Origin of the sequence: Brucella daejeonensis (assembly GCF_014199265.1) — a bacterium.
Taxonomy (GTDB): Bacteria; Pseudomonadota; Alphaproteobacteria; order Rhizobiales; family Rhizobiaceae; genus Brucella; species Brucella daejeonensis.
In genome coordinates this window covers 170,941-186,909 of the sequence record NZ_JACIJG010000010.1, presented here as the reverse complement: position 1 = coordinate 186,909, position 15,969 = coordinate 170,941, and the positions used below count along the sequence as shown (strand labels likewise).

Genomic DNA, 15,969 nt, shown 5'->3' with positions numbered 1-15,969 from the left:
CGGTGCTCAAAGGTTTATCGCGGGGTGGAGCAGCCCGGTAGCTCGTCAGGCTCATAACCTGAAGGCCGCAGGTTCAAATCCTGCCCCCGCAACCAGTTCCTGCATAAAGCGCTGATCACACCGATCTAACAAGCGATAATCGCCGATCTCTCGCACTGTCTCTGTCATCCAGGGGTGGTTTTTGCGTTTAGAAAGTAGCAAAGAACCCGGGCGTTCCCCATCATTGTTGCACGAAGGTCGTGTGCCAATGAGCTCATTAATTCAGGCACTTGCAGTTGCAGAATATCTCAGCTTCTACCGTGCGGCACAGGCGCTTCGCACAAGTCAGTCGAGCGTTAGCACCCGGATAAAGGCATTGGAGGCGGATCTCGGAGTCGTCCTCTTTGACCGTAATACGCGCGGCGTTCGTCTGACGGAAGCTGGGCGGAGGTTCGTCGAACAGGTCAATAGCGCCATGAGCATTCTCGATCATGCGGTCAAGACGGCTGGGATGCGGGCACGCGGTGAGGAAGGCGAGCTTTGGATCGGCGTTCATGGCCTTGTCGCGGGTGGATTTCTCGATCGGCTACTGGAACGCTTCCACGGGAGATATCCTAATGTCCGCCTGCATATCACTGAAGGCACAGCGCGAGACGCCCAACTCATGCTGCGCGAGGGTAAGCTCGACCTGATCTTCATGGCCGGGATGCACGACATCCCAGATCTCAATTCCCGGATCATCTGGCATGACCGCCTAACGGTGGCTTTGCATGCAAAGCATCCACTAGCAACTCAGCCAGATGTAGAATGGCGGCAACTTGTAGAGGAAACGTTCCTTGTCCGCTATGGTGGCACCGGCCCGCAGGTGCATGATCTGATTATTATGCGTTCAGCAGGCCGTTGGCCTGTTCCTGCTATCCAGCGTTATGATGTTGGCCGGGATACGCTTCTGTCGATGATAGCTGCCGGACAAGGTATTTCGCTTTTCGCCAAGGAAAATCTATCCCTTGCCCCATTGGGCATCGTTGTTCGAGAAATCACAGATGAGCCGGAAGCGGTGGCCTTCTCTGCGGTCTGGTCACCGAACAATCGCAGTCAGATATTGCGTAATTTTCTTGGTCTCGCGGAAAGAATGCAAAAGGAATTGGATCGGTAATCAGTGCCTTGGCTTTTCTGCTTGAACGATGAGGCCGGAGCGGCGCCATTCCGTCAAGGCCAAGCCGCTTCGCGGTGGCGCTATCACGCCAGCCTTGACCGAATGGCGCCGCCCCCGACAGAGGCTTGGGAAGCAGATAAGGCGAGGGGTGAGCGCGAGCACTCCCCTTTTGACGGCAACGCCGGAGACGACAATGAATTGCAAACTATCCGATTTGCCGCCGATCCTTCGCTATAGCCGCATGGCGTTCGAAATCGTTTCCGATTTTACGCTGGGCGCTGTTTCATGCCTGTTCGGTTTCAATAGAAAACAGGTTGAAGGATGGAAGACGAAGCAAAACCGCCATCGGATGAAGGCTGGAAACCAGCCAATGACAATCATCCGCTGCAACGTCAGAATGACGACAGCGATATTACACCATGGCAAAAACTGGACAAGGTTGTGCTGTCCATTGCTCGCCTCATTGGCAGGCAGATGGCGCGAGAAGACTTCGAGCGGCTGCACGCCGCCACCGCCAACGATAATGATGAGCTTCGCAGCACCGGAGACAATGAGGGCGAAGCAGACGAGGATTGATCGAACGGAGAACTGACCATGACCCGTGTAGCTTTGTATGCCCGCTATTCTTCGGATAATCAGCGGGAAGCATCCATTGAAGATCAGTTCCGGCTTTGCGAGGAATATGCAGCATGGGAACACTGGCAGGTGACGGGTAGCTATCAGGACGCGGCCATTTCCGGTTCCAGCACAATCTTACGTTCTGGCATTCAGCAACTTGTGCGGGACGCGCAGCGTGGCATGTTCACGGTGGTTCTGGCCGAGGCGCTAGACCGTATCAGCCGCGATCAGGCGGACGTTGCCACGCTCTATAAACATCTGAAATTCGCAGGCGTCACCATAGTGACATTGGCTGAAGGCGAAATCTCCGAGCTTCATGTCGGCCTGAAAGGCACGATGAATGCTCTGTTCCTGAAAGACCTTGCCATGAAGACACATCGTGGTCTTCGGGGCAGGGTGGAGAAGGGCAAGGCAGGAGGTGGGCTTTGCTACGGTTACAAGGTGGTGAAGAAGTTCGACGCCAACGGCGAGCCGATCCGTGGCGACCGGGAAATCATCCCCGAGGAAGCCGACACCATCCGCCGCATCTTCCGCGAATTCGCGTCCGGCAAAAGCCCGAAGTCAATCGCTAAAGATCTCAATCGAGAAGGCGTTCCCGGTCCGCTTGGCCGTGCATGGGGTGACACCAGCATTCGCGGCCATGTCAGTCGGGGAACCGGCATCATCAATAACGAGCTATATGCAGGAGTTCTGGTCTGGAACCGCCTGCGGTATATCAAAGACCCATCCACCGGCAGGCGCGTATCGCGCATCAACCCGGAAAGCGCATGGATCAGGACCGAGGTTCCGCCCCTACGCATCGTGGACGACGAACTTTGGAACGCCACCCGTGCACGCCAGAAGCAGATATCGGAAATCTTTGGTCCGAACCCAGCAAACACACTCGAAGGTCGCATGAAGCGCGTCCATCTGGCAAACAGACCGGTTCATCTCCTTTCCGGCCTTCTGACCTGCGGATGCTGCGGCGGCAAATACGGCATCATCACGCCTAACCGCTATGCCTGCCTCAACCATCATCGGCGTGGCACCAACGACAATGGTCGCTCCATCACCCGCCAGAACATAGAAGCCCGTGTCCTCAGTGGCCTGAAAGAGCGGCTTGTATCATCGGAATCGGTTGCCGAAGCTGTCAAAGCCTATGCGGAGGAAATGAACCGCCTCAACCGTGATCTGCGTACACAGGTGCAGACCGACCAGAAAGCACTTGCCAAAATCGAGAAGGCGATTGTCGGGATAATCGCGGCTATCGAAGATGGCATGTATCAGCCGAGCATGAAGGCCCGCATGGATGAACTTGAACGCCAGAAGGCTGAAATCACCGTCCGCATGGCGCAAGCGCCCGCCGATGTGCCGGACGTTCATCCGAATATCGCTAATCTCTACCGCCTTCGAGTCGAGCGTTTGACCGAAGCACTCAGCGATCCGGACGGCGGCAGGCAGGCGGCGGAAGCTCTTCGCTCCCTTATCGGGGAAATCATTCTCACGCCCGGCGAAAAGCGCGGCGAGGTTCATGCCGAGCTACGCGGCGAGTTGTTCGGTATTCTCGACTTCATCAAGGCGGAAGAAGCCCAAAGGGAACCCGGTCTTATACTCGTAGCCGATGCACGCCCCCGCAACCAAAATTATCGAAAAAGCCCCATGGTCCCCGCCGTGGGGCTTCTTGCGTTCCCACGCGCCGGAAGCCCGCTCCGACTGTCAGGATCGCGGCTTCGCCCTCAGGCGATTTTCGCCTTCACAAACACATCGTAGCGGGTGCTCTTGCCGAGGATCTGGTGCGAGGGTTTACGCAAGCCGGCCATTGGTTCCGCACGTAAGGGCCATTTCAGCACCACTCTGTTCTGCGCTGCTTCCAGCGCCACATGCATGAGTTTTTCGGCGTCGGGATCCGTGCCGACAATTTCGCGAATCTGGCGCATTTCCTTTTTGACGAGAGCGGTATTTCCGCGGGGTGGATGCATGGGATCGACCAGAACGACCTGTGGTTTCAGTTCCGGCAGGAGGGTACAGGAATCGCCGCGCAGCAAGGTCATCCGCGCAACTGTTTCGGCATAGCGCCCGCCTTGTGCTGCGGCGCGGGCCAGTCCTTCGGCCAACAGCTCATGCATTCTCGCGGAACGTTCGATCAGGGTTACCTTTGCACCGAGCGAGGCCAGCAGGAAGGCATCGCGCCCGAGACCGGCCGTCGCGTCGACAATGTCCGGCATCACATCGCGTGTCAGTCCAGCGGCGCGGGCGAGCGGCTGGTTGCGCCCTTCGCCCGAACGAAAGCGATGACCGACGGCTCCCCCGATGAAATCAACAACCAGATCCGATACATCTATTTTTTGCGGCATGGGTTCTCTCAGAACGGGCAGGGCGCTGTAAACTGCACGTCGCGCCCGTCGGGGTGTCGAAAGGCCAGTTCTTCCGCGTGCAGAAGCAGACGGTCTGCAGCGGCCAGAGCTTCTCCTTCGGCATAAAACTCGTCTCCCAGGATGACGTGTCCCAAAGCCTTCATATGTACGCGCAATTGATGCGTGCGGCCCGTCAACGGGAAAAGCCGCAGCCGGGTGGTTTTCCGGTCACGATGCAGAACGCGCCAGCGTGTCTGTGCCGGCTTGCCGTTCTCGTGATCGACGCGATGGCGCGGTTTGTTTTCGGGATCGATTGCCAATGGCAGGTCGATCAGGCCTTCATCATCCTCGATCCGGCCCGAGACTACGGCGATATAGGATTTCTGCGTTGTGCGGGCTTCGAACTGAGAGGCGATGGCTGCATGTGCCTTGCGGTTGAGCGACATCAGCACGAGGCCGGACGTATCCTTGTCGAGACGGTTGATCATCTGCGCCCGGGGGAACTGTTCCCTTACCCGCGTCGCCAGACTGTCCGATAATGCCGGATGGCGCCCAGGAACGGACAGGAGGCCGCTCGGCTTGTCCAGCACGAGAATGTCCGCGTCGCGATGGATGACCGAGACATAAGGCTCCTGCGGCGGATTATAAACGGGAGAAACGGCTGACAAGACACTCATGGCGTTCTTCTAGCATGGTTTGCCTGTCGCGGAGAAGCATTGGGCGATTTCCGTGCTGGCTAAAAACAAACCGATCATGGAATGAAATAAATGGCGGGCCGGGAACGACGAAACCGAGAACTACGTCTACGCTATAGCCCTCTCATGATGGTCACGTCTGGACGAGCACATGGCTATTGTGACACCGGCACGAAGTCCGATGCAAGATGTGGATTGAACGGCCTGGCTGGTGTGCTGCGCGCGTCTGTTTCTGACGACGATTGATCAAACTCTCATCCGCGGATTGGCTACCGCACGACCTTTTTCCATCGTGGACGTGTCCTCCAGTTCCAAACCGGGCGTCGCAAGATGCTGCAAGGGCTATATCGAGGATTGTCCGCGTCAATCAGGGCGCGCAGCACGCCAGCCAGGCCGCGATGTCAACGATCCGATCTTTCCATGGCTATTGCGGCCTGCTCAACGTCACGCTGTCAGACGGCACAAAGCTGGTGGCCGGAAAGGACGTCACCGGCTTCGCTCGCTGCTCCGGAATGGCTCAAGCGGGGTGGAATCCTGCCTGACGGCTGCTGGGTGGCGAGGTCGGGATAGCGGCCGTTCAGGTGTTGGGTTTCCTGCTCCTATCGACGAACAAGGCGGACGAGATCAGGACGCGCTTGACCGAGGCGGACTACCGCTTCGATACATGGAAGGGATTTCTCGCCGACCCGCACGCTCATCTAACCACCACGCCCACCGCCATCGTCATGGATGCAGCTTTGCTCCCTTGGTCGCCTTGTCGACGATTTTCTTCGGGCCTCGGATCGCGATGCCGACGAGATCGGGTGCATTGGCTGGTTCGGCCTTGAACACCTCGCGGTTGGCCGCGTCGTGCCCTGTTTGAAACATCGCCCGCACATAGGCAGCCGTAACCAGCCCATTCTCGCCGGAAATCCGGTGAGCGCGTGCTAGCTCTTCGGGCCCGGCGGCAAAGATCATCACCGGCTGTCCGAGAAGGCTTGTGAATTGCCGTCCTGACGCATCCTCATAAGGATCGCCCATGGCCTCCGGCACCGCACCGGCTATGCCGGTCGCGAGAAACGCAGTGACGTTCAGCTTCTGCCAGGTTGCGAGATCATTCAAAACCAGAATGGCGACCTTTGTATCAAACATGCTTAATCCTAACCGTGATGTCGCTTTCTTAAAACTGTAACGCACTGCAGGTGATGTGCTGAATAGTCATTCAGCCCTACGGAAACAGTCAGGCAATGGAGCGCAATACGCCACCGTCCACGCGCAAGGCTGCGCCGGTCGTCGCCGAAGCTTGTTCCGAAGCGACATAGACCACCATGTTCGCCACTTCTTCTGTAGTTGCAAAACGCTGGATCAACGTGGTCGGGCGCATCGTTTTCAGGAAGTCCTGTTCGGCCTGCGCTGGCGTGATGCCTTGCTCTTGCGCAATCGATTTCATCCAGTTGGACAGGATTTCCGAATCGGTCGGGCCGGGCAACACCGCATTGACGGTGACGCCGCTGCCGGCGACGAGTTCGGCCAACCCACGCGATACGGCGAGTACCGCGGTCTTGGTCACTCCGTAGTCGATCATTTCCTTCGGGATGTTCAACGCCGATTCGCTACTGATGAACACCACGCGTCCCCAGCCGCGAGCCGTCATCTTCGGCAGGTAATGGCGCGCCAGGCGCACGCCGCTGAGCACGTTGAGGTGGAACAGGTCGAGCCATTCTTCGTCGGTTTGATCGAAGAAGTTGTTCGGGCGCGCGGTGCCGGCGTTGTTGATCAGGACGTCGGCATCGGGCGCGTGCGCGATCAGCGCGGCGCAGCCTTCCGGCGTGGCGATATCGGCAGCAACGCCATGCAGTTCTGCCTGCGGCAACAGCGCGCGCATTTCGCGCAACGCCATGTCCACGCGTTCCTGCGTGCGGCCATTGACTACGACCGACGCACCAGCGCGTGCCAGTCCTTCGGCAATCGCTCGGCCAATCCCGGCGGTTGAGCCGGTCACGATAGCTTTGCGGCCTTTGAGTTCGATGTGCATGTGATTCTTCTCCGGTGGATGGCGGTTCAAGTGACGGCGTTCGCGGCTTCGGCTCCGCTCCGCGGATAGCCGCCCCACGCGATGCGTGTCGGCTGTTCAGCCGAGATCGACGTTCATGGCGAAATCCCAGGTGCCGGCGCCGTTTTTGGCCAAGCCGATCATCATCAGGCCGAGCGCCTCGAGCGACTGGGCCATGTGCAGGTCGCCGACATCCAGCGGACGAAGCCCGAGACTCTCGAGGAAGGTCGAGACGCGCGCCTTCGCCTCGGCGTCGTCGGCCGCGATGAACGCGTCGAGCCGTCCACCCTTGGCAAGTACGTGACCGAAGATCGTGTTGAACGCCTTCACGACATGCGCGCCGGGGACGCCGTTAGCAGTCTCCTGCGCACTGGAACTGCCGGAGGGAGTGACAAGGCCCGAAAGGTCGGGGGCAACCGGATTGGCGATGTCGATAACAACCTTGCCGTCGAGCGCGTCCCCAAAGTCGGCCACCGCAGCCGCCGCGCCGGAGTAAGGCACAGCGAGGATCACGATATCGCCCTTCGGCGCGGCGCCGTATGTCCCAGTGGTCGCGCCGGACCCGAGCTTGTCGGCCAGCGCCTGGGCCTTGGCGGGGTCGCGCGTGATCACCTCCACGGTATGCCCGGCCTTGGCGATACGGCCGGTGATCGCCGTGGCCATGTTTCCTGCGCCGATGATGCTGATAGTGCTCATGTCCAGTCTCCTGTTGTTTGAAATGCTGCTTCTGCTTGTGGCCTCCGACCAGGGTCAGCCGGCCGGGAAATAATGGCCGTTGTCCAGGTCGGCGAGCAGGCCGAGTTGTGCGGGTTCCCAGCCGAGGGCTTGGCGCGTGATGGCGTTGGACGCCGGGACGTCCAACGTGACCAGATTCGCGAGGAACCCGAAGTACCCCGGCAGCATCAGGACGTCGGCGGGAATGGGCACGGTGGGCAGGCCCAGGCGGCCGCCAATGGCCTCGGCGATCTCGCGGAACGGGATACCCTCGTCGCCGACCGCGTGCCAATTTCTGCCGGCCACGCTCTTCTCCAGCGCGTGGCGGAACAGGGAGGCGAGATCGCGGGCGTGCACGGCTGGCCATAGGTTTGCGCCGTCTCCGGGGTATCCGACGACGCCCTTCTCCTTCGCGAGTCCGATCAGCAGCGGGAGGAAGCCGGCATTGTCGGTCGTGCTGTGCATGACGGGAGGAATCCGCACAACCGAGGACCGTACGCCCTTCTCGGCCAGGCCGATTACCGCAGTCTCCACGATGTTACGAACCCGCAACGTGCCCTTGTATCCGCCACCGGGAAGAGCCGGGTCGACCTCGGTGGCCGGTCGGCCCAGGCCTTCCCAGCCGGGCGAGCCAATGCTCCCCGATACGACCAGCGGCTTTCCAGTCCCAGCCATCGCCTCGCCGTAGGCGAGCATGATCTGGACCTCCGCCGCAGCCACGGCGTCGATGCCGCCGGAGGGAAGCAGGTCTTGCCTGTGCGCGACGTGAATGACACCGTCGGACTCCGCCGCCGCCGCCCTGAGCCCGTCGAGATCCTCCAGGCTGCCGCGACGCACCTTGGCGCCGCGTTTGGACACTGCCGCCGCAGTTACGTCTGACCGGGCCAGAGCGGTAACCTCGTGGCCGGCGGCGACGAGCTCGGAGATAATGTACGGACCGGAATGGCCGGTCCCCCCTGTGACGAAAACGTGCATGGTACTGCTCCTTGTGGGCGACGCGAGAAGTTGCGGGACGGGCTTGCTCAGCCGGGAAGACTGACGCCGATTGAGAAATTGGTGTGCTTGACGGAGTGGGTCATCAGGCCCAGCCACAACATGCAGGCGTGCTCCAGCGTCCGCGCCATCGTAAGTGGCCCGGTATCCATCGGCCGCAGTCCAAGGCTATCAATGAACGCCGAAACGCGCGCCTTCGCCTGCGCGTCGTCGCCGGCGAGAAATATGTCCAATGTGCGGCCTTCGACCGGACCGGCGGCAAGAACGTTCGAGTTCTGGGTGTTGAACGCCTTGACTATCACCGTGGCGGCAGGAGCGACCTTGGCGATCTCCCGCGCGCCGAAACTGTCCTCCGGGGTCAAGAAGCCCGTGAAGTCGGACTTGATGGGGTTGGTGATGTCGACGAGGAGCTTGCCTGCCAGCTTTTCGCCGTACTGCTTCACCACGTCGAGAACGGCTGCGTAGGGAACCGCCAGGATGACAATGTCCCCGGTCGGAGCGGCGCCGTAGGCCCCAGTCGTCGCGCCGGCTCCGATTTGCTCGGCCAGCGCCTGCGCCTTGGCGGCGGCGCGCGCCGTCACCTCGACGGTGTGCCCGGCCCAGGCGGCAAGGCCGCCGATCGCCGCGGCCATGCCGCCTGATCCGATGATGCTGATCGTCTCGGTGATTAAGGGTCCCGGGTTCGCGGCCATGTCGGAGGCCCGCGCCAGTGCTTGGGTATCGATATACTCCCGGATGTTCGTCAGCTTGCCGTTCTGGACGGTAATGGCGAAGACGAAATGGTCCTCGAACGCCCTGTTCGTAGCCTTGACCTTGCCCCTTGCGAAACCGAGGACCAGGACCCGATCTCCCTGCGCTACGTATTCGCGGGGCTCTGTGTACGTTTCCAACGTCTTGGACGCCGTTAGAAGCAAATCCGCCAATCCAGAGTGTCCGCGGTGCGTACCAGCCAATGGCCAGTTCTCGCCCGGGATGATCCACTCGATGTCTTCGGCGACCAGCGCCAGCAGACCCTCCCTGTCGCCGCGGCCGATCGCGGCGAAGAAGTCCTTCACGGTCTGGACGTTCTTCTCGGTATTCATAGGAATTCCTCCATTTCCCTCGGATCGCGTGGGTCGTGGCTCTCCCGGCCGGAAAGTCGGGTTCAGCCGTCGAACTTGACCAGATCCTTGAAGATCAACTGACCCCAGCTATTTCCGCGCGCCTGCACGAGCAGTCCGCCTTCCGAAAGCCCGCCAAGCTTGATCGGTGCGAAACCAAGATTTTCCGCGAGCGCGCCGATCTGTGCTGCAGCGTCTTCATCGTCGCTCGCCAGGAATACGACTCTCCTGCCACCCTTTACGGCCGGATCCTGGTCAAGGGTCGCAGCGATCAAATGGTTGAAGCCCTTGACCAGTTTTGCACTTGAGAAGGCCTGCCCAACGACGGCGGAAGAGGGCTGCTCTCCCAGTTGCTCAGGGGGTACGCCGTAGGCATTGGTCACATCGACGATGGTCTTCCCTTGCCAGTGGGGCAGCGCCTTTGCGACATCCGGGTGGGCCTCGAAACGGACAGCCAAAAAGATGATGTCTGCCTTGACGGCTTCCGCCAGTGTCTTGGGAATGATCGTGGGTCCGATCGCGGCTGCATCGGATGCAAAGCTTTCCGGGTCGCGCGTGGTCGCAACGGATACGTCGATGCCGCTTCGGGCAAACGCCTTGGCCAGAGCCTGGCCGACATTGCCGAAGCCGATAATTGCGTAGCTCATGATATTCTCCTTGAGTTTACCGAGCCCGACGGCGCTCCGAATAACGGCCATCGGCGAACAAGTGGACGAATGGGGGAATCCTTGAGGGCGGCCGCAGCAAGTCTGCCGCGGCCAGCGATTGGGTCACGACCGAATGAAAGCGAGAAGATCAGCGTTCAGCACGTCAGCATTGACGGTCAGCATGCCATGCGAGAAGCCCGGATAGGTCTTGAGCGTGCCGTTTTTGAGAAACTTGACCGACTTAAGCGCAGAGTCCGCAATCGGAACGATCTGATCGTCTTCACCGTGCAGGACGAGGGTAGGTACGGTGATCGCCTTCAGATCCTCCGTCTGGTCTGTTTCGGACCAGGCCTTGATGCCGTCATGGTGGGCTTTGGCGCCGCCCATCATGCCCTGGCGCCACCAGTTCTGGATCACGCCTTCCTGGACCGTGGCGCCGTCGCGATTGAAACCGTAGAACGGCCCGGCCGGAACGTCTCGGAAGAACTGTGCGCGGTTTGCGGCAAGCGCCGAGCGGAAGCCGTCGAACACCTCGATCGGAAGACCTTCCGGATTGCTCGCGGTCTTGAGCATCAGGGGGGTGACGGCCGAGACCAGAACTGCCTTGGCGACGCGGCCGGCCGGTTGGCCATGCCTCGCGATGTAGCGGGCGACTTCGCCGCCGCCGGTGGAATGGCCGATATGGACGGCATTCTTCAGATCGAGCGCTTCGACGACGGCGAAGGCGTCGGCAGCGTAGTGATCCATATCGTGACCATCGGCGACCTGAGCAGAGCGGCCATGGCCGCGGCGGTCGTGAGCAACGACACGATAGCCCTTGGAGAGGAAGAACAGCATCTGGCCGTCCCAATCGTCCGAGGAAAGCGGCCAACCATGGTGGAAGACAATTGGCTGGGCATCCTTTGGACCCCAGTCCTTATAAAAGATGTCAACGCCGTCTTTGGTGGTAATGATAGCCATTTACTTAATCCCTTCAGTAGGTTTGCCGAGCCCGACGGCGCTCCGAACAATCGGATGGAACGCCCGCCGGGCGTAGCGCGTCAGATTTGCGCCAGACCGCCGTCGACGGCGACTTCGCTGGCGGTCATGAAGCTGCTGTCCGACGACGCCAGAAAGGCAGCAGCCGCCCCGAGTTCCGACGGATCGGCCATGCGCTGGAGCGGATTCATCGAGGCGAAGACCTTCTGGCCTTCCTCGCCCAGCGCTGCCTTTGCGAGCTCGGTCGCCGTTGGCCCGGGCGACAGCACGTTGACCCGGATGCCGGTGCCCTTCAGGTCCTCTGCAAAAGTCCGCGCAAGGTTGCGCACGGCCGCCTTGCTCGCGCTGTAGATGCTCATTGCCGGGGCGCCCGTGGTGCCCGCGCTCGATCCGGTCAGGATGATCGAACCGCCTTCGCTCATCAGTGGCAGCGCCTTCTGGACAGTGAAGGTCGTGCCCTTCACGTTTGTGTCGAACGTTTCGTCGATATGCTCGGCAGTGATCTCGCCGAGCGGAAGCGGGCTTCCCGCCCCGGCATTGGCGAAGACGACGTCGAGAGTCCTGCGCTCGGCCTTCACCGCCGCGTAGAGTTTGTCGAGGTCAGCCAGATCGGAGACCGAGCCCTTCACCGCGCGGGCATTGGGCCCGAGTTCGGCTATAGCAGCGTCGAGCGCTTCCTGCCTGCGGCCGAAGATGAAGACAAAGGCGCCTTCCTCGATGAAGCGCTTTGCAGCGGCGAAGCCGATGCCGGTAGCGCCACCCGTAATCACGGCGGTCTTTCCATTCAGTCTGGTCATATCACGCATCCTTCGTATCGCTATCTCGGGTCTTTGGCTGTACGGGAGGTCTTCCCAAGAAGCTGAACATGGCACTGCCGAAGTCAGCCAGACAGTGAGCAATCGCGCACATCGGTGGTGCGAAAACGATCCATACCGATAATCAAGTGCTGCGATCTTCGCGCAAACTCCGGCTCTGTGTGTTAGAATGAGCTTCGGAAGCCGCACTGCGCGGCGCGGGAATGCACCATGATCGACTGGGACGACGTTCGCTACTTTCTTGCCGCCGCGCGTGGGGGCTCGGTCCGGGCCGCCGCCGAACGCCTCGGGGTGAACCACTCGACGGTGCTGCGACGTATCGCCCAACTCGAGGGACGGCTCGGGGTCCAGATGTTCGAGAAGCTACCCTCGGGCTACCGCCTGACGGAGGCGGGTGAGGAGGTCGTCGAACTCGCGGAGCAGATGGAGGCGTCGTCGAACCGGCTGGAGACGCGAATCTTCGGGCGCGACCAGAGCATACGCGGTCACTTGCGGGTGACACTGGCGCCGACGCTTGCGACGCACTTGCTCATGCCCGACTTCGCTGAGTTTGCGTGTCTGCATCCGGACATCGAGATGGAAATCCTGCCATCCGGCGAACTGGCAAACCTGACCAACCGAGAGGCCGACGTCGCGATCCGTGTCGTCTACGACCGCAAGACCCTGCCGCTCAATCTTCACGGCCTGAAGGGACCGGAATTGTTCGGCGGCGTCTATATGTCCCGCGATCGACTGGCCGAGTGGCGTGCGGGCACCGCTGATCCCATTCGGTGGATCGTCGTGAGCCAGAATGGCATCTCCGATTGGGCTCGCGAGGGCGAGGTCCGCGCCGCGGAGGTTCCATTCAAGACCACGGACGGCGAGACGCAGATCGCGGCAGTGCGGCAGGGGCTTGGCATGACGATACTGCCGTGTTTTGTCGGAGATGCCGACCCGCTGCTGGTGAGAGCGCCCGGCTCTGGCCTTCACATGCACGGAACGCTCTGGCTTCTCACGCAGGGCGAGACACGCAAGACGAAGCGCGTGCGGCTCTTCACCGAGTTCGTATCCCGCAGGCTCGCCGCCTACGCGCCACTTCTTGCCGGGCTGTCTGTATCGGGCGACTGATGCGCAGCAGATCGCCGGCGAAGAGATTCTAGAATTCGCCGAGCAGACGGCCGTCTCTTATGGTTGACTTCCATCGCCGGAAGACGCTCCGTCCACCGAGCGATGGCCTTGGACGATCGGCGCGCCCGGATGCTCCTTGCAGGCAGTTTCCACCTCGAGCAGGACCGTGCGGAACCGCTCGATCATCCACAGCGTCGCGGGGCCGGGCGGCCGTGCGACGTGATGCATGGCGACCAGCGGGAATTGTTGTACCGGGTAGTCCTCCAGGTCGAGAAGAACCAACCGGCCATCGTGGATGTCCCCGGCCACCTTTGCATAAGGCAACCCGCCCCAGCCGAGCCCGGCGAGCGTAAGTTCTTGTTTGAGGCCCATGTCCGTCATGCGCCATGTGCGATCTGCAATGACGCCAAAATCACGGCCGCGCGTCTGGTCGGTGACATCGGTGATGACGATCTGCGTGTACTGGCGCGCGACGGAGCGCGGGATCGGCTTCTGTGCCCGGGCAAGCGGATGCGAGGGTGCCGCCACAGGCACCAGCGAAGCGAACCCCATCGGCTGCAGCACGACCTGCCCGTCGCCACGGTTCAGTTCGCCCCCGAAGCCGACATCGGCGATCCGTCGCGCGACTTGATCGTGAACAACACCGATCGCGCCAACATGGAGACGAATGTCTACGGTAGGGAACCGCTCCTCAAATGTCGAAAGCAGCCTGGATAGCACTTGCGTAGGCACGGTCGGATCGACCGCCGCAACGATCTCGGCCTCCAGTCCCTGTTGCAGGGCGCGGGTACGCGCCCGAAGCCCATCGAGCCCCGAGAGCACCCTTCGTGCGTCCATGAGCAGAGCCGTCCCTGCCTCCGTAAGCCGGGGTTGTCGCGTGCCGTGGCGCTCGAACAACTTGACCTGAAGCTGGTCCTCGAGATTGGCGATCGCATAACTGACGACGGACTGCGAGCGCTTCAGCCGGCGCGCGGCCGCTGAAAAGCCGCCGCTGTCGGCGACTTCCGCGAAGATAAAAAGCTGATCGAGCGTCGGGTTTGCTTCCATCGATTTTCCAGATCAAGATAACCTACATTTTCCCTGTTTTACGGATGAATGTCGAGTGCCATCTTCCGACCCGAAAGACGTCGCGACCTGCGCGGCGGCGATATACGAAGGAGCAATACCATGTCGTCCATTCTTCTCGTCACATCGAGCCCACGCGCGGGCACCTCGATATCGACACGCACAGCCACGAAGCTCGCTGAACGGCTCGCCGCTTTACGGCCCGGGACGAAGATCGCTCACCGCGATCTCGTCAACGCGCCGCTGCCACATATCGACGGCGACTTCCTCGGCGGGCTCTTTTCTCCCCAAGACGAGCGCAGCGCCGTCCAGCAGACCCTCGCCGACTTTTCCGACCAGGCCGTGGAGGAACTGCTTGCCGCCGATACGGTCGTGATCGGGGCGGGAATGATAAACTTTTCCATTCCGTCGGCCCTTAAGTCCTGGTTCGACTATGTGGCACGCGCGGGCAAGACCTTCCGCTATTCCGAGAGCGGTCCGGAAGGTTTGGTCAAAGGCAAGAGAGTCTATGTGATCCTTGCCTCAAAAGGCATCTACACAAATGGTGGTCCGGCCGCGCCCATGGATCATGCCCGGCCCTATCTCAAGACAATGCTCGGTTTTCTCGGCATGACCGATGTCGAGTTCATCGACATCGAGGGCGTTGGTCTTGGGCTTGAGCCTGACGAAGATATCATCGGTCGTGCCGAGAACCGTCTCGACCTTTTGACAGATCCAGCATTGGCTGCATGACATCTTCGTCACGCGGATCGGTATCGGCTGGTGTCACACCGGTACCGGCGCCGGCCTACTGGAATGCGCTGGCTATGCGTACTTCCAAGGCATTGCTCAGTCCCAACACCAAAGGGACTAATACAATGCGCACGATCATCCTTCTCGCCTCCCTCACTGTGCTGGGCTTCTCAGGCGCCGCGGTTGCCAAGGATCGTGATGCGGCCTCGCCGACGGACGTCGCCTACAGCACGCAGGCCATCCAGGCTCAGCCGCACTTTCGCTGGAACGAAAACTAACATTTCGAGCGGCCGTCTTTGTTCTGACAGCCCAACGCCCCACACCCGAATGGCCCCTGCAGAGATGCAGGGGCCATTGCGCATTCCGGGGATGGCTCACGCGCCACCAAAAGCCGCTGAGCGATCAGCTCCGACTTTCCCCAATCAAGTTCAGGTGACCTCAATGGGCCCAAAGTCTTCCAAAACAGGATTGCGGTGGTTGCGCAGGAGCTTCTCGGCAAGGGAGTGGGAGTGCTGGAGAAGCCCACCGGAGCTGACTTGTGCATCAGCATCACAGACTCCGGCTATGGTGGCTTTTCAGATGCGGCTACCGGTCATTTTTGGAATTATCATCAGCAACGTTACGCCAATGGTCCAGTACTGGTGGAGCGGAAAACCGTCAGTCCGTTCACGGGCGAGTTCCAGATATAGATCGACAGTGAGTGGACGGCAGGTTTCAGGTTCCGGTAGAATCGAACGGAACGGCGGGGACGAGGGTCGGTTGCGGAACGTCGGCTTATCACAAGTTCGGGCCAAAAACTGGACAGGCCGTTCACTGCCCCCGTCCGGTCCATGCCGAGGCTGAAGCGAAGCGGGCTATGGCGTGTTATCGGCGGTTATACCGGTAGGGCTATCCTGCTTGCCTAGGCGCGCGAGAACCATACCCTGGACCCAATGATCTCACGAGGATCTATCTTACTGATAAATAAAGGATATTAGTTCTATTAGTACGGCAATCGGTGGTGTT

At 60.6% G+C, this 15,969-nt stretch carries 18 protein-coding genes, 1 tRNA gene and 1 pseudogene; 8 read left to right on the top strand and 12 right to left on the bottom strand.

Features of this window, described 5'->3' with window-relative positions:
- The first annotated feature begins 18 nt into the window (after positions 1-18).
- The 4 genes from FHS76_RS14450 (at position 19) to FHS76_RS14435 (ending at position 3,502) form a co-directional block, all read left to right on the top strand.
- A tRNA-Met gene (locus tag FHS76_RS14450) sits at positions 19-95 on the top strand.
- Positions 96-247: 152 nt separating this feature from the next.
- On the top strand, positions 248-1,135 hold the full coding sequence (locus FHS76_RS14445) for a LysR family transcriptional regulator (protein WP_183653941.1): 888 nt from the start codon (positions 248-250) through the stop codon (positions 1,133-1,135).
- A 321-nt stretch (positions 1,136-1,456) separates the two neighbouring features.
- Positions 1,457-1,711 (top strand): hypothetical protein, encoded by a 255-nt coding sequence (locus tag FHS76_RS14440; protein WP_183653985.1) that lies wholly within the window; start codon positions 1,457-1,459, stop codon positions 1,709-1,711.
- A gap of 18 nt (positions 1,712-1,729) precedes the next feature.
- The gene (locus tag FHS76_RS14435) at positions 1,730-3,502 is read left to right on the top strand and encodes a recombinase family protein (protein ID WP_183653938.1); all 1,773 of its coding nucleotides are present in this window, start codon (positions 1,730-1,732) and stop codon (positions 3,500-3,502) included.
- Here the strand turns inward: FHS76_RS14435 and FHS76_RS14430 are convergent.
- The 11 genes and pseudogenes from FHS76_RS14430 to FHS76_RS14380 form a co-directional block, all read right to left on the bottom strand.
- Positions 3,469-4,086, bottom strand: coding sequence for a class I SAM-dependent methyltransferase (locus FHS76_RS14430; protein ID WP_183653935.1), 618 nt, complete (start codon positions 4,084-4,086; stop codon positions 3,469-3,471). The two genes, FHS76_RS14435 and FHS76_RS14430, sit on opposite strands and share 34 nt — an antisense overlap.
- An 8-nt stretch (positions 4,087-4,094) precedes the next feature.
- Positions 4,095-4,763, bottom strand: a complete 669-nt coding sequence (locus FHS76_RS14425) for an RluA family pseudouridine synthase (protein ID WP_183653932.1) — start codon at positions 4,761-4,763, stop codon at positions 4,095-4,097.
- Between the two features lie 741 nt (positions 4,764-5,504).
- Entirely contained in the window at positions 5,505-5,912 is a 408-nt protein-coding gene (locus tag FHS76_RS14420) for a DUF2000 family protein (protein ID WP_183653929.1), read from the bottom strand.
- Between the two features lie 88 nt (positions 5,913-6,000).
- A complete protein-coding gene (locus FHS76_RS14415; protein WP_183653926.1) occupies positions 6,001-6,795 on the bottom strand; it encodes an SDR family NAD(P)-dependent oxidoreductase in 795 nt (264 codons plus the stop codon).
- Between the two features lie 96 nt (positions 6,796-6,891).
- Positions 6,892-7,509 (bottom strand): NADPH-dependent F420 reductase, encoded by a 618-nt coding sequence (locus FHS76_RS14410; protein ID WP_183653923.1) that lies wholly within the window; start codon positions 7,507-7,509, stop codon positions 6,892-6,894.
- Between the two features lie 54 nt (positions 7,510-7,563).
- The gene (locus FHS76_RS14405) at positions 7,564-8,502 is read right to left on the bottom strand and encodes an SDR family oxidoreductase (RefSeq protein WP_183653920.1); all 939 of its coding nucleotides are present in this window, start codon (positions 8,500-8,502) and stop codon (positions 7,564-7,566) included.
- A 47-nt stretch (positions 8,503-8,549) separates the two neighbouring features.
- Complete coding sequence (locus FHS76_RS22580; protein WP_183653979.1) at positions 8,550-9,212, bottom strand: NADPH-dependent F420 reductase; 663 nt, start codon at positions 9,210-9,212, stop codon at positions 8,550-8,552.
- Positions 9,192-9,602: pseudogene (locus tag FHS76_RS22575) on the bottom strand (nuclear transport factor 2 family protein); the annotation flags it as partial. The gene FHS76_RS22580 and the pseudogene FHS76_RS22575, both read right to left, overlap by 21 nt.
- A 62-nt stretch (positions 9,603-9,664) precedes the next feature.
- Positions 9,665-10,267, bottom strand: coding sequence for an NADPH-dependent F420 reductase (locus tag FHS76_RS14390; RefSeq protein WP_183653917.1), 603 nt, complete (start codon positions 10,265-10,267; stop codon positions 9,665-9,667).
- A gap of 123 nt (positions 10,268-10,390) precedes the next feature.
- A complete protein-coding gene (locus tag FHS76_RS14385) occupies positions 10,391-11,227 on the bottom strand; it encodes an alpha/beta fold hydrolase (protein WP_183653914.1) in 837 nt (278 codons plus the stop codon).
- Positions 11,228-11,307: 80 nt separating this feature from the next.
- Complete coding sequence (locus tag FHS76_RS14380; protein WP_183653911.1) at positions 11,308-12,042, bottom strand: SDR family NAD(P)-dependent oxidoreductase; 735 nt, start codon at positions 12,040-12,042, stop codon at positions 11,308-11,310.
- Positions 12,043-12,270: 228 nt separating this feature from the next.
- On the opposite strand from FHS76_RS14380, the gene FHS76_RS14375 reads away from it, so the two are divergent.
- Entirely contained in the window at positions 12,271-13,167 is an 897-nt protein-coding gene (locus tag FHS76_RS14375) for a LysR family transcriptional regulator (RefSeq protein ID WP_183653908.1), read from the top strand.
- A gap of 57 nt (positions 13,168-13,224) precedes the next feature.
- On the opposite strand, the gene FHS76_RS14370 is transcribed toward FHS76_RS14375, so the two are convergent.
- Positions 13,225-14,214, bottom strand: coding sequence for a LysR family transcriptional regulator (locus FHS76_RS14370; RefSeq protein WP_183653905.1), 990 nt, complete (start codon positions 14,212-14,214; stop codon positions 13,225-13,227).
- Between the two features lie 120 nt (positions 14,215-14,334).
- Between FHS76_RS14370 and FHS76_RS14365 the strand changes: the two genes are divergently transcribed.
- The 3 genes from FHS76_RS14365 to FHS76_RS14355 all read left to right on the top strand — a co-directional run bounded on the left by FHS76_RS14365 (position 14,335) and on the right by FHS76_RS14355 (position 15,653).
- Positions 14,335-14,964 carry an FMN-dependent NADH-azoreductase gene (locus tag FHS76_RS14365; RefSeq protein ID WP_183653902.1) on the top strand — a complete coding sequence of 210 codons (630 nt, stop codon included), beginning with the start codon at positions 14,335-14,337 and terminating at the stop codon, positions 14,962-14,964.
- 125 nt (positions 14,965-15,089) lie between these two features.
- Complete coding sequence (locus tag FHS76_RS14360; RefSeq protein ID WP_183653899.1) at positions 15,090-15,242, top strand: hypothetical protein; 153 nt, start codon at positions 15,090-15,092, stop codon at positions 15,240-15,242.
- A gap of 231 nt (positions 15,243-15,473) precedes the next feature.
- Positions 15,474-15,653, top strand: coding sequence for a hypothetical protein (locus FHS76_RS14355; protein WP_183653896.1), 180 nt, complete (start codon positions 15,474-15,476; stop codon positions 15,651-15,653).
- Positions 15,654-15,969 lie beyond the last annotated feature (316 nt).